The following is a 22,727-nucleotide window of genomic DNA, read 5'->3' on the forward strand; positions in this document are numbered from 1 at the left end:
TCAGCCCTGCGCCGCGGCCTTCTTGATCGCCTCGCGGATCCTGCAGTACGTGCCGCAGCGGCAGACGTTCTCGATGCGGTCGATGTCCTCGTCCGTCGGGTGGGACGTCTTCTTCAGCAGCGCCACCGCGGCCATGATCTGACCCGGCTGGCAGAAGCCGCACTGCGCGACGTCGCGGTCGAGCCATGCCTGCTGCACCGGGTGCAGCTCCTCACCGTCGGCCAGCCCCTCGATCGTGGTGACCTCACGGCCCGCGCAGTCCGCGACCGGGACGACACAGGGCTGGATGTCCGCGCCGTCCAGGTGGCTCGTGCAGGCGCGGCAGACGCCGACGCCACAGCCGTACTTGGGGCCGGTGACGTCCAGCATGTCCCGCAGGACCCACAGCAGCGGCATGTCGGCCGGGGCCTCGACGGTGACCGGTTTCCCGTTGAGGACGAAGGAGTAGGAGGGCATCGGCACCTTCTCGGAGTCGGGTCAGAAGTTGAGGGGGAAACGACGGGGCCGGGTGCCGGTCGCCCGCGCGTAGGCGTTGGCGACAGCGCCGGCCGCGGCGGGAACGCCGAGTTCGCCCGCCCCGCCCGGTTCCCGCCGCGAGGGCATGATGTGGGCCTCGAACCGCAGCGGGGCGTGCCGCTGGCGGGCGTACGCGAAGTCGGCGTAGCTGCTCTCGCGGACGGCGCCCCGGTCGATGTGCAGGCCGGCCCGCAGGACGGTGGAGACGCCGTCGATCGCCGCGCCCATGAGCTGCGCCTCGAGTCCGCGCGGGTTGACGGCCGTTCCGACGTCGGCCGCCATCACCACCTTGGTGACCCGGGGCTTCTTCGGGTCGGCGGCGTCGATCTCGACGAGGCACGCCACGCGGGAGCCGTACTCCTCGTGGACGGCGACGCCCTGCGCGTGGCCGTCCGGCAGGGTCCGGCCCCAGTCACCGGCGTCCGCGACCTTGTCGAGCACGGCTTTGACGGCCTTGTTCCTGAGGGTGGTGCGCCGGAAGGCTACCGGGTCCTTGCCCAGGCTCCTCGCGACCTCGTCGACGACGATCTCCTCCGCGGTGCGCATCGTCCCGGAGTCCACCGACCGCCAGGCACCGAGGGGCATCGCCAGTTCGACCGAGCCCGAATCCCCGGAGACGCGGCCGAAGTTGTACAGCCCGCTGTCGCTGGGCAGCGGGCCGGCGGCGCGGGCGGCGGCCGGGATCACCCGGCCCTGTGCGGACGGCCCCTGCGCCTCGAACGCCTCGGTCACCGAGGCCATCGCGTGGGTGAACGCCACCACGCGGCCCCGTGCGTGGCTGGCACGGATCCGGTGGTGGCTGGCCGGGCGCATCCTGCCGTGCTGGAGGTCGTCGGCGCGGCTCCACATCAGCTTGACCGGTCGGCGGGCCGCCTTCGAGATGAGGGCCGCCTCGATCGCGGCGTCGTGGTTCAGTCTCCGGCCGAAGGAGCCGCCACCGCGTACGACATGGACCTTGACCTTCGACTCGGGCAGCCCGACCGCCGAGGCGATGCTGTCCCGCGCGTACATCGGCGTCTGGGAGGAGAACCAGATCTCGGCACGGGTGGCGCGGACGTCCGCCACCGCGGTCAGCACCTCCATCGGGGCGTGGCTGACGAAGGCGAACTCGAACTCGGCCTCCGTCTGGATGGAGCCGCGCGGCGGGGTGCCGAGCCGGGGGACGGCGGCCCGCAGCCGTGAGCGGATCTCGGTGTCGGAGAGCGGCGCGAGCGGGCCCGGGGCCCAGGTGATCCGCAAGGCGTCCCGCGCCTTGAAGGCGTGGTGGAAGGAGTCCGCGACCACGGCGACCCCTCCGGCGATCTCGACGACCGCGTGGACGCCGGGCATCGCCCGCGCGGCCCGGGAGTCGACCGAGACGGCCTTCCCGCCGAGGGTCGGCGGCCGGGCCACGACGGTCGGCTTCGCCCCGGCCACCGTCAGGTCACCGGTGTACACGGCCTTGCCGGTGACGATGTCGCGGGCGTCGATCCGGGTCGTCGCCTTCCCGATCACCCGGTGCCGGGAGGCCGGCTTGGGTCTGCTCGACACGGCCGGCCGGGTGATCCGGGCGGCGCTCGCGGTCAGCGACCCGAAGGTGGCCGAGCGGCCGTCCGGCGCGATCACCTTCGTGTTGCGGGTCTTCAAGCTCCGCGCGGGAACCCTCCAGCGTCTGGCCGCCGCGGTCACCAGCTTGGCGCGCGCCAGGGCGGCCAGCTCGCGGGCCGGGCCGTAGAGCGAACTCACCGAGCTGGAACCGCCGGTGAACTGGTTGCCCTTGGTGCGGGCGTCGGCGAGGGGGATGTCGACATCGGCGAGCCGGGCGTCGAGTTCCTCGGCGATCATCATGGCGACGGCGGTCGTGACGCCCTGGCCGACCTCGACGCGCGGCAGCCGGACCACGACCTTGTTGGCCTTGGTGACCTCCAGGACGAGCATCTCCTCGTCGGTACCGGTCGCCAGGACGTCGGACGGCCGACGGGGGGCGGAATCGGCGGCCTCGGCGGCCTCGGCGCCTTCCGCCGTCTTCGCGTCGCAGCCGAGCGGGGCGGCGACGGTCAGCGTGGACGCCGCGAGCGAGTACACGACGAACCTGCGGCGCGACAACTGACGAGCCATCGGACGCTCCTCTGCGAATATCCCGGCGCTTCGACAGGTAGGAGGGCGCGACGCCCTCCGGGGTTGCCTGACGATCACCGGGAGGGAATGACATGCGAGGGGAAGGTGAAGTCAGGGGGCAACTGTGGTGACTGACACGGCAGTTGGCGGTGGCGGGGCTCCGCGCGAGGGCGAAGACGATGCCGGGGAGGACCGAGACGCCGCCGCCCTGGAGCAGCCCCAGCACACCGCCGACAAGGCTCACCGCCTCGACGACGACCGTGACCCGGAGCGCGTTCGTGTCATGCACGCAAGGAAACGGTACGGCTGTCAGGGACACGTCGGTAGGAGTACGTATTCCACGTACGTACCTGCCGTCGCCGTTGTCTCGCCCTCGCCGCCGCCGTCACCGTCGCTCCGGGTCCTCACCCCGCTCGGGGTCAGCGGGCGTGGCCGAGTTGGGTGAGGGCCACGTCGAGCATGTCGGCGAAGAAGTCGGCCGCGGTGGTGTCGAGGCACAGCGGTGGCTTGATCTTGAGGATGTTGAGGTGGTCCCCGGTGGGCTGGACGATCACGCCGAGGTCGAGCATGCGGTCGCAGAGTTCGGCGGTCTCCTCCGTGGCGGGTTCCAGACGCTCACGGTCCCGGACCAGTTCGAGGCCGAGGTAGAGGCCCGAGCCGTGGACGGCGCCGATGATGTCGTGGCGGTCGGCCAGCGCCTCCAGCCGGTTCTTCAGATGCCCGCCGACCCGGACGGCGTTGCCCTGGAGGTCCTCGTCGCGCAGGGTGTCGAGGACGGTGAGGCCCACGACGCTGGAGACGGGGCTGCCGCCGGTGGAGGAGAAGAAGTAGCCCTGGTCGCGGTACCGGTCCGCGACCGCCTTGGACGTGATCACGGCGCCGAGGGGGTGCCCGTTGCCCATGGCCTTGGCGACGCAGACGATGTCGGGGACGACCCGCTGCTGCTCGAAGCCCCAGAACCAGTGCCCCAGGCGGCCGTATCCGACCTGGACCTCGTCGGCGACGGCGAGACCGCCGTGGCGCCGTACCGCCGCGTACACCTGGGCGAGATAGCCGTCGGGAAGGGCGACTCCCCCGGCGTTGCCGTAGAAGGTCTCGCCGATGAACGCACCCGCCGGGCGGCCCGCGGCGGCCAGTTCGTCGAGCAGCGCCACGGCCTCGGGTGCGTAGCGCACGGCGTCCGGCCCGCGGTGGCGGCCGCGGTAGGAGTTCGGCGAGTCCACGGTGTGCACCCAACTCGGCCGGCTCGCCAGGGCGTTCGGGTTGTCCTGGAGGGAGGTGGACACCGCGTCGGAGGCGTACGTCCAGCCGTGGTACGCCTCGCGCAACGCGACGACGTCGTGCCGTCCGGAGGCCCCGATCGCCAGCCGAAGGCCCAGATCCACGGCTTCCGAGCCGGAGTTGACCAGGAACACCGTGTCCAGCGGGTCGGGCAGGAGCGCGGCGAGGCGCTCGGTGAACTCCACCACGGAGGCGTAGTGGAAGCGCGAGTTGGTGTTGAGCCGCCGCGCCTGCCGGGACACCGCCCGCTCGACGCGGGGGTGGGCGTGGCCCAGCGGGGTGACGTTGTTGACGATGTCGAGGTACGAGCGGCCGTCGGTGGACAGCAGATGGTGGCGCCAGCCCCGTTCGATACGGGGAGGGTTGGCGTAGTAGTGCTCCTGCACGGTGGCGAACACGGCGTCACGCCGGTCGAGCAGGTCCCCCTCGTCCGTTCGGCCGGGGCCGGCCGGGAGGCCGAGGAGAGGGGCCGGGTCGGCGGTGAGCGCGAGCCAGCCGGCGGCGTACTCGGGGCGGACCAGGCGCGGGGCGGCGGGGCCGTCGGCGTCGCGCAGCGCGATGTGCACCGGGGTGCCGGGGCCGAGGTGGGCGATGTCCTCGCCCGCCCGCACGGTCGCACCGGCGGTGACGACGGGCCGGTCCGCGTGGGGGAAGGACAGCGACAGCACCTGTGTGCCGTAGGTGAGTTCGACGTGACCCGGCGCAGCGGTGCGGACCGTCCCCGCGGCGGGCGCCTGTACGACGGTGTCCCGGCCGAGCCGGAGGTCCATCCCGGTGGGCACCGTCGCCGGGGACTGCGCCGACAGCGCCGGTGTCCGGGTGAGGCGCGGACGGGCGTACGGGATGGCGACGGCGGCCGCTCCGTCCGCGAGGGCGGCGGTCGTCAGCCGGTCCTCGGTGCCGGCGTCCGTCCAGGCCCCGTGGTCCATGGAATCGGCGTCGGTGGACAGGTCGAGGAGGGTGATGTCGTCGGCGGCCAGGTCCCGCAGGAGAGGGCGTACGGGTGTGTCGGCGCGCGCGGTCCGGGCGGGTGTGTCGGCGAGTCCGGCCGCGTCCCTGACGAGGCGGCTCATCACCGGCAGGGGCAGGCTGGTGGCCTGTTCGAAGATGCGCCATTCATGGTCGAGCGCGTCCTTGGCGTAGGCGTTGTTCTCGTCGACGACGGCCTGGTGCCGTCCGCTGACCACCAGGACGGCGGCGCGCAGCACCACGATCGGCCACACCGCGTCGGCCTCCTCGGCGGAGAGCGGCCGGACGGCGTGGAAGGCCCGGACGGCCGGCAGCACATGGTGGGGCTCGATGCCGTCGTGGTGGAGCATCGAGGACAGGGACACGGCGAGTTCGCCGACCGCCCAGCTCGTGGTCACGTCACCGAAGTCGATGACCCCGTCGGGCAGGGGCGGGCGGCTGTCGGGACGGCGGATCAGATTGTCGTCGGTGAGGTCCATGTGCACGGCCTGTGACGGCAGCGCGTCGGCGAGCTTCTGGACGTGGGCCCAGGCCTCCTCGGTCGCGGCCCGGACGGCGGTGCGCCGGTCGGGTTCCGCGATGTGCCCGGCGAGCCTGGCGACGACGCGATCGGCGTGCCGCGGGTCCCACTGCAGCACGCGGTCGAGGCCCGGGTGCCGGAAGTCGCGCAGGGCGGTGCTGACCTTCCCGGCGAGCGCGCCCATGCCGGCGACGGTGGCGGGAGACAGGTGCCGGGGCCCTGAGAGCGTGCCGCCGGGCAGGTGGCGCAGCAGGCGCGCGACGGCCGGACCGCTGTCGGTGTGCACCGTCGTGCGGCGCGGGGAGCCGTCGGGGCGGCGCAGGACCGTGGCGATCCGCAGGTCCGGGCAGGCCGAGGCGATCAGGTCGGCGGCCGCGTCGGCGGCGTCGACCTCCACCGCGCCGAACGCGGGATTGGCGATCTTCAGGATCGCCAGGGGCGTCCCGTCGCCGGTGTGCATCAGGAAGTTGGCGTCCTGCTGGCTCCCCAGCGCCCGCGCGCGGGCGGTGAGGCCGAGGCGCGCGGCGGCGATGTGCTCGGCCTCGGCCGGCGCCAGGCGGGGCACGGGGAGGGCGTCCTCGGCGAAGAAGTCGATCGTGCGGTGCTCGTCGGGCAGCATGCGGGGTCCTCGGTTGGTGCGGGCGGGACGGGGCTCGGACGCTCGGGTGCCTCGGTCGGCGGAGCCTTCACTCGACGTGCCACAGGAAGCGGTGGGTGTGGATCGCGAAGTAGGGGAAGCTGTCCACGGCCGCGACACCCTCGACGGGCCGTACGACGTCGTTGATGAAGTCCAGGAGGTCACGGGGCCCGGGGCACACCACCTCGGCGAACAGGTCGAAGCCGCCGGACGTGAGGACCGTGTACACGACCTCGTCGTGCCGGGACAGTTCGTCGGCGACCGCGCGGGGATCGCCGTCGACGCGCAGGCCCAGCAGTGCCATCGCCTGCTGGCCCATGGTCATCGGGTCGGTCACCCCGACGACCTGGACCGCCTTGGCGTCGATGAGCCGTTGGAGCCGGAGCCTCGCGGCCGAGGGCGACAGCCCCACCTTGGGGCCCAGATCGGCGTACGGGATCCGGCCGTCGACCTGCAACTCCCGCAGGATGGCCCGGTCGATGTCGTCCATGCGGACCTCTCCCCTGTACGAATCCGGCAAGCACAATGCTCGTTTCAAGCACCATGCCGGATTCACATGCGTGATTCAAGCGTGTGGACGACAGAATCGAGCGAGTAAAGAGGTCCGGCCCGCCGACGGGGAGGGGTCGGCGGGCCGGGAGCGGGACCGCGTCCGGTCGGTTCAGACGGTCGGTTCAGACGGTCGGTTCAGACGGTCGGTTCAGACCGCGGCCGGCTCGTCGTCGAGGCGGAACCTCGGGTCGCCCGGGACGGACGCGAGGAGCCGGGCGGTGTACGGGTGGTCCGGCTCGGCGAAGGTGGCCGCGGTGGGGCCGAACTCCACGAGGTCCCCGTGCAACAGGACCGCGACCGTGTCGCTCACATGCCGGACGACGGCCAGGTCGTGCGAGATGAACAGCATCGTCAGCGAGAGTCTGCGGCGCAGATCCGCCAGCAGGTTGAGGATCTCGGCCTGGGTCGTCAGGTCGAGGGCCGAGGTGATCTCGTCGGCGATGACGAATCGGGGACCCGGCGCGAGGGCCCGCGCGATGGCCAGCCGCTGCCGCTGGCCGCCCGAGAACTCGTGCGGGTAGCGGTCCATGCTGTCCGGGTCGAGGCTCACCTGGCCGAGCAGTTCGGCGATCCGGGGCCGGACCGGTCCGACCCTGGCGCGGATCGGATCGAGCGCCTCGGCGAGCGACTGCGCGACGGTGCGCCGCGGGTCGAACGACGAGTACGGGTCCTGCGGGATCATCTGGACCGTCGCGGCTCCCTCCCGTCCGCGGGCGGCGCGCAGCGGGGCGCCGTCCACGAGGATCCGGCCCCCCGACGGCCTGTGGACACCGACGAGTGTCCGCGCGAGGGTCGTCTTGCCCGACCCGGACTCCCCCACGAGTGCGAGGGTGCTGCCCCGGGGGATGTCGAACGAGACCCCCTTGAGCACCCTGCGGGCCGCGGCGCCGTGGCCGAGCTCGACGGTGAGGTCCTCGACGCGCAGCAGCGGGTCGGCCGTCCCCGCGTCCGGTGCGGTGGCTGTGGCGGACATCAGCGGCTCCCTTCCGCGGCCGGCGGGCGGTCCGCGGCTGTGTCGGAAAGGTCGTCCGGCGGCGTCCCGTGCGCCGGTATCCCGTCCAGCGGCGCCCTGTCCGGCTGCTTCCCGTCCAGCGGCGCCCTGTCCGGCTGCATCCCGTCCAGCGGCTTATCGTCGGACGGCGTCCCGTCCAGCGGCGTACCGTCGGACGGCGTCCCGTCCGGCTGGGCCTGGGCCGTGTCGGCCGTCCACCGGACCGCGCTGAGGGTCGCGCCGGCCTCGACCGCGGCGGGCGTCGCGGCGAGCAGCGCGCGGGTGTACGGGTGGGTGACCGTCCCCCGGCGCAGGTCGCGGCCCGTCGTACGGTCGACGACCCGGCCGCCGTGGAGCACCAGGACGGTGTCGCAGAGCACGCCGACCACGCCGATGTCGTGCGAGATGAACAGCATCGCCGTGCCGTGCTCACGGTTGATGCGGCGGAACTGCCGCAGCACCTCCGCCTGGACGGTGACGTCGAGTGCCGTCGTCGGTTCGTCGGCGATGAGGAGCCGCGGGTTCGTCGTCATCGCGGAGGCGATCGAGGCACGCTGGAGCATGCCGCCGCTCAGCTCGTGCGGGTGCTGGCGCAGCCGCCGCTCGGGCTCGGTGACGTGGATGTCGGCGAGGGCGCGGGCCATGTCCCGCCGGGCCTGACGCCGGGACGTCCCCAGATGCGTCCGGGCCACCTCGGTGAGCTGGGCGCCGAGCCGCAGCGCGGGGTTGAACGTGCCGATCGGGTCCTGGTAGACGATGCCGATCTCGGTGGCGAGGCGCCGGCCCGGCGGTGTTCCCAGCAGGTCGAGGTCGCCGAGGGCGAGGCGCGACGCGTTCGCCCGGACACCCTCGGGGAGCAGGCCCGCGACCGCCATGGCGATGGTGGACTTGCCCGAGCCGGACTCCCCGACGAGGCCGACGATCCGGCCGGCCCCGATGGTGAACGACACGTCGTCGACGAGTGTCCGGTCACCGGCCCGCACGGTCAGCCCGTCGACGGTCAGCAGACCGTCCGGCTCCGTGCCGGCCGTGGCCCCCGCACCGCCCGGCGCCTGGGGCGCGCGAGACTCCTTCGCCGGGGTGGCCGGTCCCGCCGCGTCCGCCGCCCGGGGCGCCGCGGGCGCCGTGCCGCGGGTGCGCGGGTCGACGAGCGAGGCCACGCCGTCCCCGAGGAGCATGGCGCCCACACCGGTGACGATGAGCATGATCGACGGGGCGAGGACGACCGACGGCTGGGCGAAGATCGACGGCAGCGCCTCGTTGAGCAGCCGGCCCCAGTCGTACTGCGGGCTCTGCACGCCGAGGCCGACGAAGGACAGGCTGCTGATGTCGAGCAGGGACAGGGTGAAGCTGGAGCTGAGGAGCACCAGCAGCGGCCCGCTGATGTTCGGCAGGACGTGCCGGGTCAGGATGCGCGGGCCGGGAACGCCGAGCAGCCGCGCGGTGAGCACATAGTCCTTGTCCGCGACGGTCGCGGCGAGGTTCGCCGTCAGCCGGGCGAACCCGGGGACGCCGGCGACGGCGATCGCGACGATCGCGGACCCCGTGCCCGGTCCGAGCACCGCCGCGATGACGAGGGCGAGCACGAGCGACGGGAAGGCCACCGCCGAGTCGATGAGCCGCAGACAGGTCTCGCGCAGCCACCTGGGGGCCAGGTGGACGAGCGCGCCGATCGCGACGCCGACGACGAACGAGGCGGCGGTGGCGGCGGCGGCCATGAGCAGGGTGAGGCGGGTCGCGACGAGGGCCCGGGCGAGGACGTCACGGCCGAAGGCGTCGGTGCCGAGGAGGTGTTCGGCTCCGGGTCCCAGCCGGGCGTCGTCGGTGAGGGTCTCCGCGGAACCGCTCAGCAGCGGCGGGGCCACGAGGGCCACGACGACGAGCAGTCCGAGGATCACGGCGCCGGCCGACAGCGACGGGTTGCGGCGCCGGCGGCGCACGGTCGTGTCAGTGGCCACGCCGACCTCCGTCGAGAGTGCGGGGGTCGACGATCCCGAGGACCACGTCGACGAGGAGGTTGACGAGCAGGGCGAGCATGCCGACGACGAGGATGATGCCCTGGATCACCGGATAGTCCTTGTAGATGATCGCCTGGACGACCTCGGTGCCGAGCCCCGGATAGGTGAAGACGTTCTCCAGGATGATCGTGCCGCCGAGCAGCGACGTGAGGACGAGCCCGCTCAGGGTGAGGACGCTCGTCACCAGGTTGGGCAGCGCGTGGCGCAGATGGAGGCGCACCGATCCGAGGCGGTGGCCGCGGGCGGTCCTCATGTAGTCCTGGGCGAGGACGGAGGCCGTCTCCTGCCGGACGACCCGGGCGATGGCGAAGGCCGGGCCGACGCACAGCGCGGTGATCGGCAGGACGAGCGCGCTCGGTGTGGTGGCGCCACCGGACGGCAGCAGGCCGAGGCTGATCGAGAACAGCACGATGAGGAGGGTCGCGACGACGTAGACCGGCGCCGAGGCGAGGAGTCCGGCGACGGTGCCGAAGACGACGCCGAGCCGGCGGCGGCGTCCGTCGCGGGTGAGGACGCCGACGGCCATGCCCAGCGGGACGGCGATGAGCAGGGAGAGCAGCACGGCCGGGATGACGAGCTGGACGGTGTACGGCAGCCGGGTCGAGACGATGTCCGTGACGGGGGTGTCGAACCGGAACGAGGTGCCGAGGCGCCCGGACGCGATGTCGCCGAGGTAGTGGAGGAACCGCGTCGTCATCGGCTCGTCGAGGCCCAGTCGTTCGCGTATCGCCGCGAGCGTGGCCGGGGACGAGTTGGTGCCGGCGATGGCGCGGGCCGGGTCTCCCGGCAGCAGGGGCACGATGAGGAACGTCACGACGACGAGCAGGAGCATCGACATCAGCAGCCCGCCGGCCCGGCGGACGGCGAACCCGGCCCATCCGCCGCCCAGTCGCAGCCCGGAAGCGCGTCGGACGGCCGCGGCGGGCAGCGGCGCGGCCGGGACCGCGGGCCCGGCACTCACAACGCCCCCGCGAGCGCCGCGTCGTCCGGGCGCCGCTCGTGCCAGCGGAACCGCGGTTCGAGCTGGGCGGACAGCCGCAGCAGCGTCGCCTCGTCGAAGGGCGCGCCGATGAGCTGGGCACCGACGGGGAGGCCGTCGGCGGTCGTGTGGACGGGCAGCGAGATGGCGGGCAGCCCGGCGATGTTGACGAACGCGGTGAACGAGACCATCCGGGTCTCGGTGGCCCGCGGACCGTCCGGGTCGGAGTTCGCCTCGTCGTACACGGGGCCGACCGGCGGCGCCACGACCGCCGTGGTCGGGGTGAGGAGGACGTCGAAGTCCCGGCCCCACTGGGCGACCACGTCGCGTGACTCGGCCTGCAGGCGTGCCGCCGTCCGGGCGTAGTCGCCGGCGGTGACCTCCAGGGCGGTCTCCCGGCGGCGCCGGATGTAGGGGTCCACCGCGTCGGGGTCGTCGACGTCGATGGCGTAGGTGGAGGCGCTGATGATCGTCCAGGTGAAGCCCATGATCGCCTCGTAGGAGAACATCTTCGGGCGGGCCTCGACGACGTCGTGCCCGAGGTCGCGCAGGGCCTGCGCGGCCGTCAGCGCCGCCGTGCGGCACTCCTCGTCGACGGGCAGCCCGGTCGGCGCGTCGAGGAGCAGGCCGATCCTCAGCCGCCCGGGGTCGGCGCCGACCTCGTCGAGGTAGGGGCGCACCGGTTCGGGCGCGCTGTACCAGGAGAGCCGGTCGGAGCGGCCCATGACGTCGAGCAGGAGGGCCGTGTCGCCCACGGTGCGGGTGATGGCGCCCTCGGTCGTCGAGTGTTCCCAGGCCCGGACGAGCGCGGGCACGCGGCCCCGGCTGGGCTTGAGGCCGATGAGGCCGGTGACGGACGCCGGGACCCGGATCGATCCGCCGCCGTCACCGGCGTGCGCCACCGGGGCGAGCCCGGCCGCGACGGCCGCCGACGCGCCGCCGCTCGAACCGCCGGAGGTGTGCGCCGGGTTCCACGGGTTGCGGGTCTTGCCGTGCCGGGCGTTCTCGGAGACGGTCAGGGCGCCGAACTCCGGCGAGTTGGTCCGGCCGAGGGGGATCGCGCCCGCGTCGAGGAGGAGTTGGACGTCGGGGTCCGTGACCGTCTGCGGGGTGTCCCGGATCGCCAGCGAGGACATGGTGTTGGGCTGTCCGGCGACGGAGCTGAGGTCCTTGATGGGGACGGGGACGCCGTGCAGCGGGCCGAGCGGCTCGCCGCGCAGCACCGCCCGCTCGGCCCGGACGGCCGCCGCGCGGACGGCGTCGGCGTCGAGCCAGACGACGGCGTTGACGGCGGGGTTGATCCGCTCGATGCGGTCGAGATAGGTCTCGGCCACCTCCACCGGACTGACCTCCTTGGTGCGGATGAGGTCGGCGATCTGCTGGGCGGTGCTGTAAGGGTCGATCACCAGGGGGCTCCTGTGTCGGGAACGGTGCGAGGGGAGTGCGGAGGGCCGGTCGGTCAGCCGGTGATGCGCGGGAGAACGGAGGGCCGGTCGGTCAGCCGGTGATGCGCGGGAGAACGGAGGGCCGGTCGGTCAGCCGGTGATGCGCAGGATCGGGTCGTCGAGCGAGCCGCCGAGCATCCGTGCGCTGAAGCCCTCGCGCAGTGCGTAGATGAACGGGTCGTTGACCAGCGGCACCGCGTCCACGTTCGAGATCAGGGCCTTGGCGGCCTTCTGGTAGGCGGCGCAGCGGGCCCCTTCATTGGTCGCTTCGGCGCCCTGGGCGAAGGCCTTGTTCAGGGCGGGGTTCTTCACCGCGCCGAGGTTGCCGCCGCCCTCGGGCACGGTCGGGCCGACGAAGTGGCCGAGCGGGTTGGCGAGGGTGCCGAGGAAGTTGAGGTCGGCGAAGACCGTGAGGTCCCAGGCGTCGGGCTTGCCGAACACGGTGCCGACCCAGGCGCCGACGTCGACGTTGGCGAGGGTGACGTCCGCGCCCGCGGCCCGCAGCGCCTCCTGGACGTACTGGTTCCCGGCGCCGGCGGGCCCGACGACCTGGGGGCCGACGAGGCGGATCTTCTTGCCCTTGAGCACGGCCGCCGCCGCGGCCTTGTCCTTCGGCACGAGGGACGAGGAGTCGGGGTCGTTGCAGGGGATGGCCTTCTGCACGAACATCGTCGACGGCTCACCCGTGTCCTTGGAGACGACCTTGGTGAAGGCGACGCGGTCGACGGCCTGGGCGACGGCCCGGCGGGTGGCGACATCCGCGAAGACGGTGCCGGGGCGCTCGTTGAACAGCAGGTAGAAGTCGGAGAACCGGCTGATGCTGACGCTGTGGCCGTTCACGCCGTCGAAGCGCGGGATGCCCGAGGCGTCGATCTTGCCGATGTCGAGCTGTCCGCTGGTCACGAGGTTGCCGGTCGCGGTCGGGTCGGGCGAGACCAGGTACTCCATGGTCGTGGCGACCTTGCCGGGGATCTTCGTGCGCCAGGCCGGCCACGCCTTGTACTCGGGGCGCAGCGTGTAGGTGTACGAGACGCCGGACTGGGACTTCTGAAGGAGGTACGGGCCGGACTGCGAGCCCTTGGCCTTTCCGGCGGCGAGGGCCTTGAGGTCCTTGAGTCCCGCCGGGCAGACGATGCCCGTGCTCGCGACCGACAGGCCAGTGACCATGTCGCCCCACGGCCTGGCGAGCGCGATCTCCACCTTGTTCGCCGCGTCGTTCGCGGTCACCTTCACCTTGTTGCCGGGGCCGAAGACCGTGGGAAGGTCGGGCGCCGCCGTCCTGGGGTCGGCGAAGCGGTCGAGGGAGGCCTTGACGATCTTGGGCGTGATGGGCGTCCCGTCGGCGCAGGTGGCGTCGGTGCGCAGGGTGAACGTCGCCGAGGTCGGCGTGGCCTTCCAGTCGGTGGCCAGACCGCCGACGAGCCCGCCGTCGTCCTTGCGCACCAGGGTGTCGTAACTGTTCCGGGCCAGCACGTAGTCGGGCAGGGACAGCGCCTTGACCGGGTCGAAGCTGGCCGGCACGTCGATCGTCGTCCGGATCTTCGTCGCGCCGGCGGCGTCGCCGCCGGCCGGGTCTCCGGACGTCGCGCCTGTGGTGGTGCAGCCGGCGAGGACGGCCGTCATGGCTACGGCCGCGGTCACGGGGACCGCGCGGGTACGGGTGTGGCGCATGGGTGCTCCTGGGGAGGGGTGTCGCGCTCTGCGCGGGTCGCACGGGATCGGCGGGACGAGCGCGAGCAAGTTCGGGGCGGAGGCGGTGCGCGTGGCGCTCGGCGGACGCTGCGTGGGAGCAGTCCGTGGAGCTCTCGGTGGGGAGAGGATGCCGCGTAGTTAACGGCGTAGTCAATAGCGTTAACTATCTTTGGCCACGGAGTGGCGGACCCCTGCCGGTCGGTTTGCGGTGAAGTCCTGCGGGTGGCGCGTGTCAGTCGCGCGGGAGCGTCGCCGCCTCCGCCTCGAGGGCGGTGAGGAGGATGTCCATCTGCCGGTGGAAGACGTCCGTCATGTCGAGGCTGCGCAGGTGTTCCTTGGCCGCCTCGGCGTAGGGGTACGCGGCGGGGTCGGCCGGCTGGTACTCCTGCACCCAGTTGACCTCGGCGCCGAACCGCTGGTTGACGAGCCGCCAGGCGTTGTTGCTCGCCATGGAGAGGGCGAAGTTCGAGAACGCCTGGTAGTGCAGGACGGCCGCCCGGCCACGCCAGCCGCCGCGGTGGAACGCCTCCAGGACGGCGTCGACGGCACGCAGCTCGTGAAGGCCGCGGGTGACCCGCCCCATGCAGAGCGCGGCGGCCGCCGGGTGCTCCATGGCGGTGTTCCAGGCACGGATCGCCAGGTCCCGCAGCGACTCGGTCCATGACTCGTGGGGCTCGTACCCCTCCAGACAGAGCCTGTCGATCTCCTCCGCCACGGCGACCATGATGTGGTCGCGACTCGCGAAGTGCCGGTAGACCGCGGTCGCGGAGGAGGACAGTTCCTTGCCGAGCCGCTGGAAGGTCAGCGCGTCCGGCCCGTCCTCGTCGAGGATCCGCAGCGCGGTCGCCACGATGAGCCCCTGGGAGAGAGTCCCCCGCTGGAGTCGCTTCGTCGACCGGCCCCCAACCGCTGCCACTCGAACGCCTCCCTAGGACGGACGGCGGACTCACGCCACCGCGGCCTGCGCCTCTTCACCGGCGAAACCGGCCCCAGCCTATGCGACCCCTTTCGAGCGGGTCACCCTGGACCGCGCGCCCTGATCGGGCAGCGCGTCGACGGCCGACGGGACGGTGCCGCCTTCGGCGACATACACCGATCGCTTACTTCGCGAGGATGACACCGTACGGGCCTCCTCCCCTCGCGGTACCGGAAACGGCCCCGGCGGCCGACGTGCCCGGACCCGCTCCCCGCCTAGCGTCCAAGGGACCGGAATCGGCGACCCAGGGGAAGACGACCATGAACACGTCACTGACCGCACCGCCCGCGGTGACCCGCGACGACGGGACCGGAACGCCGGGCGGCCTGCCGTCGGCACCCCGCAACCGCATGCTGCGCCGCGGCCTCGCCGCCCTCGCCGGGCTCCTCGTCATGGGCACGAGCGTGCCCGCCTCCGCCACGCACACGGCCACATCCATGTCCACGGCCGCCACGGCCGCGCCCCCCGCATCCCCCGCCGTATCCAGCGACGCGCCGCGGCTGCCCCGACCCACCGGCCCGCACCCGATCGGCAGAGCCGCCCTGCATCTGAAGGACGCCTCCCGCCCCGACCCGTGGGTCCCCTCCGTGGACGCGAGGGAACTCATGGTCTCGGTCTGGTACCCGGCGCGCCCCTCGGGCGCGGGCGGGCGACGGGCCCCGTACATGACGCCGAAGGAGTCGGAACTGCTCCTCGCGGACGGCGGCATCACCACGGTGCCGCCCGACGTGTTGAGCACGACCCGCACCCACGCGATCGACGACGCCGAACCGGCCGGACGCCGGCACGGTCTGCCCCTGATCGTGCTCTCGCCCGGCTTCACCACACCCCGCGCCACGCTCACCTCGCTGGCCGAGGACCTGGCGAGCCGCGGCTACGTGGTGGCCGGAATCGACCACACCTACGAGAACGTCGCCACCACCTTCCCCGACGGGCGGGTCGCCACCTGCGCCGCCTGCGAGGTCGACCACGACCGGACGTTCTGGGAGAAGTTGGAGACGGGCCGGGCAGCCGACGTCTCCTTCGTGCTCGACGAACTGACCAGACCCCGGCCTGCGTGGAAGGGCGCCCGGCTGATCGACCCGCACCGGATCGCGATGGCCGGCCACTCCGTCGGAGGCGCGAGCACCAGCGTCGCCATGCGCGCCGACCCCCGGATCCGCGCCGGGATCGACATCGACGGCACCACCGACGTTCCGATCCCCGACAGCGGTCTGGCGCGGCCGTTCCTGTTCCTGGGCAGGCAGTCCATGTACACCCCGGGAGGTGGAGGGGAGGCCGGCACGTGGGAGCGCGACTGGAGGAACCTGACCGGGTGGAAGCGGTGGCTCGTGGTCGCCGGAGCCCAGCACGCCTCCTTCACCGACGTCGGCCTCCTCGCGGAACAACTCGGCCTCGACTTCGGCGCCACCCTGCCCGCCGCCCGCACCTCACAGATCACCCGCCGCTACACGGGCGCGTTCTTCGACCTGCACCTCCACCACAGGCCCCAGCCCCTGCTCGACCGGCCCTCACCCCAGTACCGCGAAGTGGGATTCTGCTCCCCGGCCACGCCGAGCCGTTGTACGCGCGCTATGTGAGGCTCCTGTCGTCTGTCCGTACGGAAGCTGTCCCTGTGCCGTGAGTCCAGCCATGTGACTTGTTTTGTCACTGACGCAGACCACGTTGAACGTTGAAACTATTGGAGCCGCCACCGCACTTCGGTGTTGCCGCTCTGCACCTCCGCACGATGCTCGACGTTTCCACATGATCGAGGCACGTCAGCGTTCAGTAGCCCGAGGCATCTTCTCCCCACACAGCCAGGAGGTCTGTGAGGCATGCCCCTGAGCCATCTGTCCCCCCGAGACAGGGCCCTGTTCCGGCAGTTCGGCCAAGGCCCTGAAGTCCTCGTCCCCGACCCCCTCGTCCACCAGGCCGTCGAACGGCGGGCCACCGCCGCGCCGCACGCGGTCGCCGCCGAGCACCAGGGCACGACGATCACGTACGGCGAGCTGAACCGCCGTGCCGACCGGCTCGCGGCCGAACTCGTACGGGAGGGCGTACGGCCCGGCGACCACGTCGGCCTCTTCGTACGCCGCTCCCTCCCGATGCTCGTCGGACTGCTCGGCATACTGAAGGCCGGCGCCGCGTACGTCCCGCAGGACATCGGACTCACCCCCGCCGCCCAGCTGCGGCACGTCATCCGCACCGCCGGGATCCGGGTCGTCCTCACTCAGTCGGAGCACACGCTGCGGGTGCCTCCGGCTGAGGCGGGACAGCGCCTGATCACCCTCGACGACGACGATCTCACCGATCTCTCCACGGAAGGCCCGGTCCGCCTCGAACGGCCCGTACGCCCGGACGACGGGTGCTACGTCCTGTTCACCTCCGGCACGACCGGCAAGCCCAACGGCGTGAAGGTCACCCACCGCAACGTCGCGAACATCCTCCTCACCGCCCCCGGCGACCTGGGCATCCGCCCCGGTGACCGGGTCGCTCAACTCCTCAACATCGCCTTCGACATGGCCGCCTGGGAGATCCTCGGCTGTCTCGCCCACGGCGGCACGCTCGTCGTCCGCGGCAAGGACGTCGCCGCCGCGGCCCGTACGGCGGACGTGCTGATCGCGACGCCGACGGTGCTGTCCGGCATCGACCCGGCGGACTGCCCCCGTGTGCGGACGGTGGCCGTCGCGGGCGAGCCGTGCCCTCGGCCGCTCGCGGACGCCTGGGCCCGGCGGTCCGCCTTCCACAACTCCTGCGGGCCCACGGAGACGACGATCGTCAACACGATGCGCCGCCACCGTGTGGACGACGCCCTGCTCACGATCGGCCGCCCCACCCCCAACAACACGGTGTACGTCCTCGACGAGCACCGGCGTGCGCTGCCCATCGGGGAGGTCGGCGAGATGTGGGCCGGAGGCGACTGCGTCTCGGCGGGCTACCTGAACAACGAGGCGCTGAACGCCCAGCGGTACGCCCCCGACCCCTTCCTCGGCGGCGGACGCCGCATGTTCCGCACCCGCGACCTCGGCCGCTGGACACCGGACGGCGAACTGGAACATCTGGGCCGCACCGACGACCAGGTCAAGGTCCGCGGGTTCCGCGTGGAACTCGACTCCGTCTCCTCGGTGCTGGAGTCGGTGGCTGGCTGCGCCCGCGCCGTCACCCTCAAGCGGGACGCCCGCAGCCTGATCTCCTTCGTCTGCCCGGCCGACGTCGACCCGGACACGGCCCGGCGCGCGGTGGCCGACGCACTGCCGTACTACTGCGTGCCGGCCACGGTCCTCCCGGTGGCCGCGCTGCCGCAGACGGACCGGGGCAAGGTCGACCGGGGCGCACTGCTGCGGCTGGCGGCGGAACGGGAGGAGGCCGCGCGGGCGGTGACGGTTCCCGGCGAGGGAGCACCCCTGCTGCCGGTGGCGCCGGCACGAGAGGGGGCGGCCCGATGACGTCGTCCATCGAGACCACGTCCGCCGAGACGGGAGGCACGCGGCAGGCATCGCCTCCCGCACCTCCCTCACCCCCCGCCGCTCTCGCCGAACTCCCCCCGCTCACATCCGCGCCCCGCCGCCTCCTCAAGCACCCCCTCCTGATGCACTACAACCGCCTGGCAGCCCTGGTGATACTGGCCAACGTCGGAGTGGCGACGGCGAGTTGGGCACCGGACGCCGAGACCATGGGCTACGCGGCCCTCGGCAACCTCGCGCTCGCCGTGCTCGTACGGCAGCAGTACGTCATCAACCTCTTCTTCCGGCTGGCGACCTGCGCTCCGACGAGCTGGCCGCTGAAGGCGCGGTGGACACTCGGAAAGGTGTACCACTTCGGTGGACTGCACGTGGGCGGGGCACTGGCCGGGGCGGTGTGGTTCCTCACCGGGACGGTCGCGTCGACCGCCGACGGCACCGACCGGCCGCTCGTCACGGTGGGTTGGGCACTGGTCGCCCTGCTCGCCGTCATCGTCGCCACCGCCGTGCCGCCCTTCCGCTCCCGCTTCCACGACCACTTCGAGAAGATCCACCGCTTCGGCGGCTGGAGCGCCCTCGCACTGTTCTGGACGCATACGCTGCTGGGCGGGCAGGGGCCGGTCGCCCTCGGGGTGCTGGCCGTGGTCACCTTCAGCGTCGCCCTGCCCTGGCTGCGGCTGCGCAAGGTGGACGTACGGATCGAAAGGCCCTCCGCGCACGTCGCGCTGGCCCGATTCGACCATGGCGTGACCCCCTTCGCGGGGTCCTCCACCGCCATCAGCCGCAGTCCGCTCACCGAGTGGCACTCCTTCGCCAACGTGCCCTCACCCGGTGAACCCGGCTTCCGGCTGACCATCTCCCGTGCGGGCGACTGGACGGGCTCGTTCATCGACGACGCGCCCTCGAAGGTCTGGGTCAAGGGCATCACCACGGCCGGGGTCGCCAATATCGAGACGCTGTTCAGCAAGGTGGTCTACGTGGCCACCGGGAGCGGTATCGGCCCCTGCCTGCCGCATCTGCTGGCCGCCGAGGTGCCCTCACGGCTCGTGTGGGCGACCCGCGATCCCCGCAGGACCTACGGGGACGACCTGGTCGACGAGATCCTCGCCGTCCAGCCGAACGCGCTGGTCTGGGACACCTCGCGGCACGGCAAACCGGACATGGTGCGGCTCGCGTACACCGCGTACCGCGACTTCGGCGCCGAAGCCGTCATCTGCATCTCCAACAAGAAGCTGACCTGGCAGGTCGTCCACGGCCTGGAGCGGCGCGGGATACCGGCGTACGGCGCGATCTGGGACTCGTGACGAAATGACGGGCCGTCAGGATCAAGGGAAACGGAGAGGGGAAGTCGATGAACACCCTCAAGATCGAACGTCATGACCGCGTCGTCACCGTACGGCTCCACCGGCCGCACGCCCTGAACGCCCTCAGCAGTGCACTGCTGGCCGAACTCCTCGACGTGCTCCGCCCGTTGGACCGCGACCCGGAAGTCGGCTGCCTCGTGGTCACCGGTTCGGAGAAGGTCTTCGCGGCGGGAGCGGACATCAAGGAGATGGCCGGGAAGTCGGCCGTGGACATGGCCGCGGAGGACTACTTCGCGGGCTGGGAGGAGTTCGCCGGGTTACGCACGCCGAAGATCGCGGCGGTCAACGGCTACGCGCTGGGCGGCGGCTGCGAACTCGCGATGATGTGCGACCTGATCATCGCGGGCGAGTCGGCGGTCTTCGGCCAGCCGGAGATCAAGCTCGGCGTGATCCCCGGCATCGGCGGCACCCAGCGGCTCACCCGCCTGGTGGGCCGCGCCAAGGCCATGGACCTGATCCTCACGGGCCGCACGATGAACGCCCGCGAGGCGGAGGCGGCGGGACTGGTGTCACGGGTGGTCCCGGACGACCGCGTCCTCACCGAGGCCACGGAAGCCGCCACGACCATCGCCTCCTACGGCCGCCCGGCCGTCACGGCGGCCCGCGAGTCGGTCGACCGCGCCCTGGAGACCGGCCTGCGCGACGGACTCCTCTTCGAACGCCGCGTGTTCCACGCGCTGTTCGCGACAGAGGACCAGAAGGAGGGCATGAGCGCGTTCAAGGAGAAGAGGGCGCCCGTCTTCAAGGGCCGCTGACGGGCTGACCCGACCCGGTGAGCGGGGCGGCGGGCCGGCATCCCGGCCCGCCGCCTACGCCGGTTCGGTGAACTGGTCGAACACCGTCACGGCGGCGCGGGTGGCGAGGGACCAGCGCTCCTCTCCCTCCGGGTCCTCCAGGTTCGGGTGTCCGGCGATCCATCGCATGTGGAAGCCGTCGAGCAGGGCGGCGATGGTGGTGGCGAGGTGTTCGACCGTGTAGGGCGCGCGCATGCGCAGCCCATAGGCGTCCAGCAGCGCCTGGTACGCCTCGCAGGCGACCTCGGTGAACGACTCCCCGTAGTGCCCCAGCGCTTCGCGGACGCGCGGGTTGGCGGCACTGGCGTAGAAGCCGAGCAGTACACGGTAGATCGGGTCCACACGGTGGTTCTCGTGGTTGTCCGTCAGGACGTCGTTGAGAGCCTCCTGCCAGGTCGTGCCGCTGTCGATCGCCTCCTTGAAACGGCGGACGCTCTCCGGCAGCCCCGGGACCAGTTCGGCCTGCCGGCTGGTGAGGTGGAAGAGGAGATCCGCCTGGAAGTCGGCCTGGGCGGGCCAGATCTGGTAGATGGAGCCGGTAGTGATCGCCGGCGCCGTGTCGTCGCCCAGCCGCTCCCGCATGATGCGGGTGGCTTCCTCGGTGACCCGCTTGACGCGGATGTGAGCAAGGGCCGCGGAGACAGCCTCCTCGCTCGTGTCGGAGGCGCCGGCGCACACGAGCTTGGTGGCCGCTTCCAGCATGAGGGCCCGGGTCTCTTCGGGTGAGCGCCGAGGGAGTCTGCGTCTCGCGACAGGCTCCGTCATGTCCTTCGCCTCCCTTTGCGTGATCGTTAATTCGGTGTGAACCAGGGCGTTGACAGGGCGCCAGCGTACACCTAGATTCCCGATCCGTAAGAAAGTTACGGAACTCGGAAGCGCCGGTCACCTGGCCTTTCGAAGGTCCTCGGGCTGGTCCGAGGCACCGGTCACCCCGGTGCGCCCTCCTGCCTTGCTCCGCTCCGCCTTCCGCGCTCTCCCCGCTCTCCCTGCTCTTCCTGCCTTCCGTGCTCTCCCCGCCTGCCCTGCTCTCCCCGTCTTCCGTGCTCTCCCGCATGCCGTGCCGGGCACCGCCCTGCCGTTTTCCGATCCTGGAGGATCCGCATGCCCTCGAACTCACGCCCCCTGAGACTCGGTCTCCTCTCCGCCGCCATGGCGCCCCTGCTGGGGGTCGCCGCATGCAGCGGATCGGGCACCACCACGTCGTCGTCCGGCGCCCCCGGCGGCGGTTCCTCCGCGACCGCGGACTCCCGCCCGGCGAGCGACGTCGTGACCGACTACCTCGGCTACGTCGGCGGAAAGGCGGGCAAGGCCGACGCCGGCCTCGCCCCGGTCACCCTGGGCTGGGTGAACGTCGAAGGCGGCCCCGGCGGCAACCCCGAAGCCACCCTGGGTGCCCGGGCCGCAGTGAAGTACGTCAACGACGAACTGGGCGGCATCGGCGGGCACCCACTGAAGCTGAACGTCTGCACGGTGGTGTCCGCCGAGGAGGAGGGACAGAAGTGCGGCCAGCAACTGCTCGGCGCCAAAGAGGTCTCCGCCATCGGTGTGGGCAACCTCTACCTCGGAGACGCCTCCTTCAACTCCGTGATCGCGGGGAAGAAGCCCGTGCTGGTCGGAGTGGCGACGGGCCCGACCATGCCCACCGCGAAGAACACCTTCAGCACGTTCGGCGACCTGCCGCACATCTTCGGCACGTGGGGCTCATACGCCCGTGACGTGCTGAAGGCGAAGACCGCGGCGGTGATCCACACGAACACACCCGGCGACAAGATCGCCTCCGGGGCGGCGGTGAAGGGCCTGAAAGCCGCCGGGCTGAAGGTGAAGTCCGTCGGATTCGACGCGCAGTCCACCGACCTGATCGGCCCGGTCACCGCGGCCGGGGCGAACACCGCGGACGTCGTGGTGCCCATCTCCGTCGGTGGCGGATGCGTCGGGATCGGCAAGGCGCTGAAGCAGCTCAATGTCACCAAGCCCGTGGTCTCCACACCGCTGTGCATGTCCCCCGATGTCGCCCAGGGCCTCGGAGGGGACCTGCCCACCTGGACGTACGGCGTCGCCCAGACGCTGCCGATGGACTCCTCGGCCGCCGACTCCAAGGCGTTCCTGAAGGCGTCGGCGCAGGTGGGACTGGGCAAGGAGGACCAGTCCAAGGTCTTCGCGCCGCTGGGCTGGAGCACGATCCTGACGTACGCGAAGGTGCTCGACGCCATCGGCCCGGACAAGATCACCCCCGCGTCCGTGACCGAACAGCTCAAGAAGTTCCCCGGCCCAGTCATCATGGGCGCCGCCGAGGTCGAGTGCGGCAAGTACCCGGACGCCCCCGCCGTCTGCAACGACCAGGCCAGGTTCTACCAGTACGAGGGCAAGGGCCGCTTCAAGCCCCTGACCGACTGGATCCGCCCGCCCCAGTGAGCCCCGCCCGCCCCGCCGCCGCTGAGGTCGCAGCCCTCGCG

The 22,727-nt window shown here is 72.1% G+C and carries 16 protein-coding genes; 5 read left to right on the plus strand and 11 right to left on the minus strand.

Translation table 11 applies throughout. The features are described from left to right. The 10 genes from ACZ4Z3_RS00105 to ACZ4Z3_RS00150 all read right to left on the minus strand — a co-directional run bounded on the left by ACZ4Z3_RS00105 (nt 1) and on the right by ACZ4Z3_RS00150 (nt 14,613). Nucleotides 1-456 (minus strand): (2Fe-2S)-binding protein, encoded by a 456-nt coding sequence (locus ACZ4Z3_RS00105; RefSeq protein WP_468498894.1) that lies wholly within the window; start codon nt 454-456, stop codon nt 1-3. Nucleotides 457-477: 21 nt separating this feature from the next. Next, complete coding sequence (locus tag ACZ4Z3_RS00110; protein ID WP_468498895.1) at nt 478-2,613, minus strand: xanthine dehydrogenase family protein molybdopterin-binding subunit; 2,136 nt, start codon at nt 2,611-2,613, stop codon at nt 478-480. 419 nt (nt 2,614-3,032) lie between these two features. Further along, complete coding sequence (locus ACZ4Z3_RS00115; RefSeq protein ID WP_468498896.1) at nt 3,033-6,002, minus strand: aminotransferase; 2,970 nt, start codon at nt 6,000-6,002, stop codon at nt 3,033-3,035. Nucleotides 6,003-6,069: 67 nt separating this feature from the next. Then, a complete protein-coding gene (locus ACZ4Z3_RS00120) occupies nt 6,070-6,510 on the minus strand; it encodes an Lrp/AsnC family transcriptional regulator (protein WP_468498897.1) in 441 nt (146 codons plus the stop codon). A 210-nt stretch (nt 6,511-6,720) separates the two neighbouring features. Further along, a complete protein-coding gene (locus ACZ4Z3_RS00125; protein ID WP_468498898.1) occupies nt 6,721-7,545 on the minus strand; it encodes an ABC transporter ATP-binding protein in 825 nt (274 codons plus the stop codon). Next, nucleotides 7,545-9,521 carry a dipeptide/oligopeptide/nickel ABC transporter permease/ATP-binding protein gene (locus ACZ4Z3_RS00130; protein WP_468498899.1) on the minus strand — a complete coding sequence of 659 codons (1,977 nt, stop codon included), beginning with the start codon at nt 9,519-9,521 and terminating at the stop codon, nt 7,545-7,547. The genes ACZ4Z3_RS00125 and ACZ4Z3_RS00130 overlap by 1 nt, the downstream gene beginning before the upstream one ends. Beyond that, nucleotides 9,511-10,542, minus strand: coding sequence for an ABC transporter permease (locus ACZ4Z3_RS00135; RefSeq protein ID WP_468498900.1), 1,032 nt, complete (start codon nt 10,540-10,542; stop codon nt 9,511-9,513). Before ACZ4Z3_RS00135 ends, ACZ4Z3_RS00130 begins: the two co-directional genes overlap by 11 nt. Beyond that, entirely contained in the window at nt 10,539-11,966 is a 1,428-nt protein-coding gene (locus ACZ4Z3_RS00140; RefSeq protein ID WP_468498901.1) for an amidase, read from the minus strand. The genes ACZ4Z3_RS00135 and ACZ4Z3_RS00140 overlap by 4 nt, the downstream gene beginning before the upstream one ends. A 129-nt stretch (nt 11,967-12,095) precedes the next feature. Next, nucleotides 12,096-13,676, minus strand: a complete 1,581-nt coding sequence (locus tag ACZ4Z3_RS00145; protein WP_468498902.1) for an ABC transporter substrate-binding protein — start codon at nt 13,674-13,676, stop codon at nt 12,096-12,098. Between the two features lie 253 nt (nt 13,677-13,929). Then, nucleotides 13,930-14,613: a TetR/AcrR family transcriptional regulator gene (locus ACZ4Z3_RS00150; RefSeq protein ID WP_468498903.1), complete on the minus strand. Its 684-nt coding sequence runs from the start codon at nt 14,611-14,613 to the stop codon at nt 13,930-13,932. Between the two features lie 320 nt (nt 14,614-14,933). Between ACZ4Z3_RS00150 and ACZ4Z3_RS00155 the strand changes: the two genes are divergently transcribed. The 4 genes from ACZ4Z3_RS00155 (at nt 14,934) to ACZ4Z3_RS00170 (ending at nt 20,235) form a co-directional block, all read left to right on the plus strand. Further along, a complete protein-coding gene (locus tag ACZ4Z3_RS00155; RefSeq protein ID WP_468498904.1) occupies nt 14,934-16,253 on the plus strand; it encodes an alpha/beta hydrolase family protein in 1,320 nt (439 codons plus the stop codon). A 237-nt stretch (nt 16,254-16,490) separates the two neighbouring features. Beyond that, on the plus strand, nt 16,491-18,101 hold the full coding sequence (locus ACZ4Z3_RS00160; RefSeq protein WP_468498905.1) for an amino acid adenylation domain-containing protein: 1,611 nt from the start codon (nt 16,491-16,493) through the stop codon (nt 18,099-18,101). After that, entirely contained in the window at nt 18,098-19,420 is a 1,323-nt protein-coding gene (locus ACZ4Z3_RS00165) for a ferredoxin reductase domain-containing protein (protein WP_468498906.1), read from the plus strand. Before ACZ4Z3_RS00160 ends, ACZ4Z3_RS00165 begins: the two co-directional genes overlap by 4 nt. Before the next feature lie 47 nt (nt 19,421-19,467). Continuing rightward, nucleotides 19,468-20,235 (plus strand): enoyl-CoA hydratase-related protein, encoded by a 768-nt coding sequence (locus tag ACZ4Z3_RS00170; protein ID WP_468498907.1) that lies wholly within the window; start codon nt 19,468-19,470, stop codon nt 20,233-20,235. Nucleotides 20,236-20,289: 54 nt separating this feature from the next. On the opposite strand, the gene ACZ4Z3_RS00175 is transcribed toward ACZ4Z3_RS00170, so the two are convergent. Continuing rightward, nucleotides 20,290-21,039 (minus strand): hypothetical protein, encoded by a 750-nt coding sequence (locus ACZ4Z3_RS00175; protein WP_468498908.1) that lies wholly within the window; start codon nt 21,037-21,039, stop codon nt 20,290-20,292. A gap of 336 nt (nt 21,040-21,375) precedes the next feature. On the opposite strand from ACZ4Z3_RS00175, the gene ACZ4Z3_RS00180 reads away from it, so the two are divergent. Next, nucleotides 21,376-22,686, plus strand: coding sequence for an ABC transporter substrate-binding protein (locus ACZ4Z3_RS00180; RefSeq protein ID WP_468498909.1), 1,311 nt, complete (start codon nt 21,376-21,378; stop codon nt 22,684-22,686). Nucleotides 22,687-22,727: the final 41 nt, after the last annotated feature.

It is taken from the genome of Streptomyces sp. NPDC030296 (assembly GCF_055572815.1).

Coding starts and splice junctions, on each gene's coding strand:
- ACZ4Z3_RS00120 (WP_468498897.1), bottom strand. CDS start 6,510: ATGGACGACATCGACCGGGCCATCCTGCGGGAGTTGCAGGTCGACGGC.
- ACZ4Z3_RS00115 (WP_468498896.1), bottom strand. CDS start 6,002: ATGCTGCCCGACGAGCACCGCACGATCGACTTCTTCGCCGAGGACGCC.
- ACZ4Z3_RS00175 (WP_468498908.1), bottom strand. CDS start 21,039: ATGACGGAGCCTGTCGCGAGACGCAGACTCCCTCGGCGCTCACCCGAA.
- ACZ4Z3_RS00110 (WP_468498895.1), bottom strand. CDS start 2,613: ATGGCTCGTCAGTTGTCGCGCCGCAGGTTCGTCGTGTACTCGCTCGCG.
- ACZ4Z3_RS00125 (WP_468498898.1), bottom strand. CDS start 7,545: ATGTCCGCCACAGCCACCGCACCGGACGCGGGGACGGCCGACCCGCTG.
- ACZ4Z3_RS00105 (WP_468498894.1), bottom strand. CDS start 456: ATGCCCTCCTACTCCTTCGTCCTCAACGGGAAACCGGTCACCGTCGAG.
- ACZ4Z3_RS00145 (WP_468498902.1), bottom strand. CDS start 13,676: ATGCGCCACACCCGTACCCGCGCGGTCCCCGTGACCGCGGCCGTAGCC.
- ACZ4Z3_RS00155 (WP_468498904.1), top strand. CDS start 14,934: ATGAACACGTCACTGACCGCACCGCCCGCGGTGACCCGCGACGACGGG.
- ACZ4Z3_RS00160 (WP_468498905.1), top strand. CDS start 16,491: ATGCCCCTGAGCCATCTGTCCCCCCGAGACAGGGCCCTGTTCCGGCAG.
- ACZ4Z3_RS00170 (WP_468498907.1), top strand. CDS start 19,468: ATGAACACCCTCAAGATCGAACGTCATGACCGCGTCGTCACCGTACGG.
- ACZ4Z3_RS00180 (WP_468498909.1), top strand. CDS start 21,376: ATGCCCTCGAACTCACGCCCCCTGAGACTCGGTCTCCTCTCCGCCGCC.
- ACZ4Z3_RS00165 (WP_468498906.1), top strand. CDS start 18,098: ATGACGTCGTCCATCGAGACCACGTCCGCCGAGACGGGAGGCACGCGG.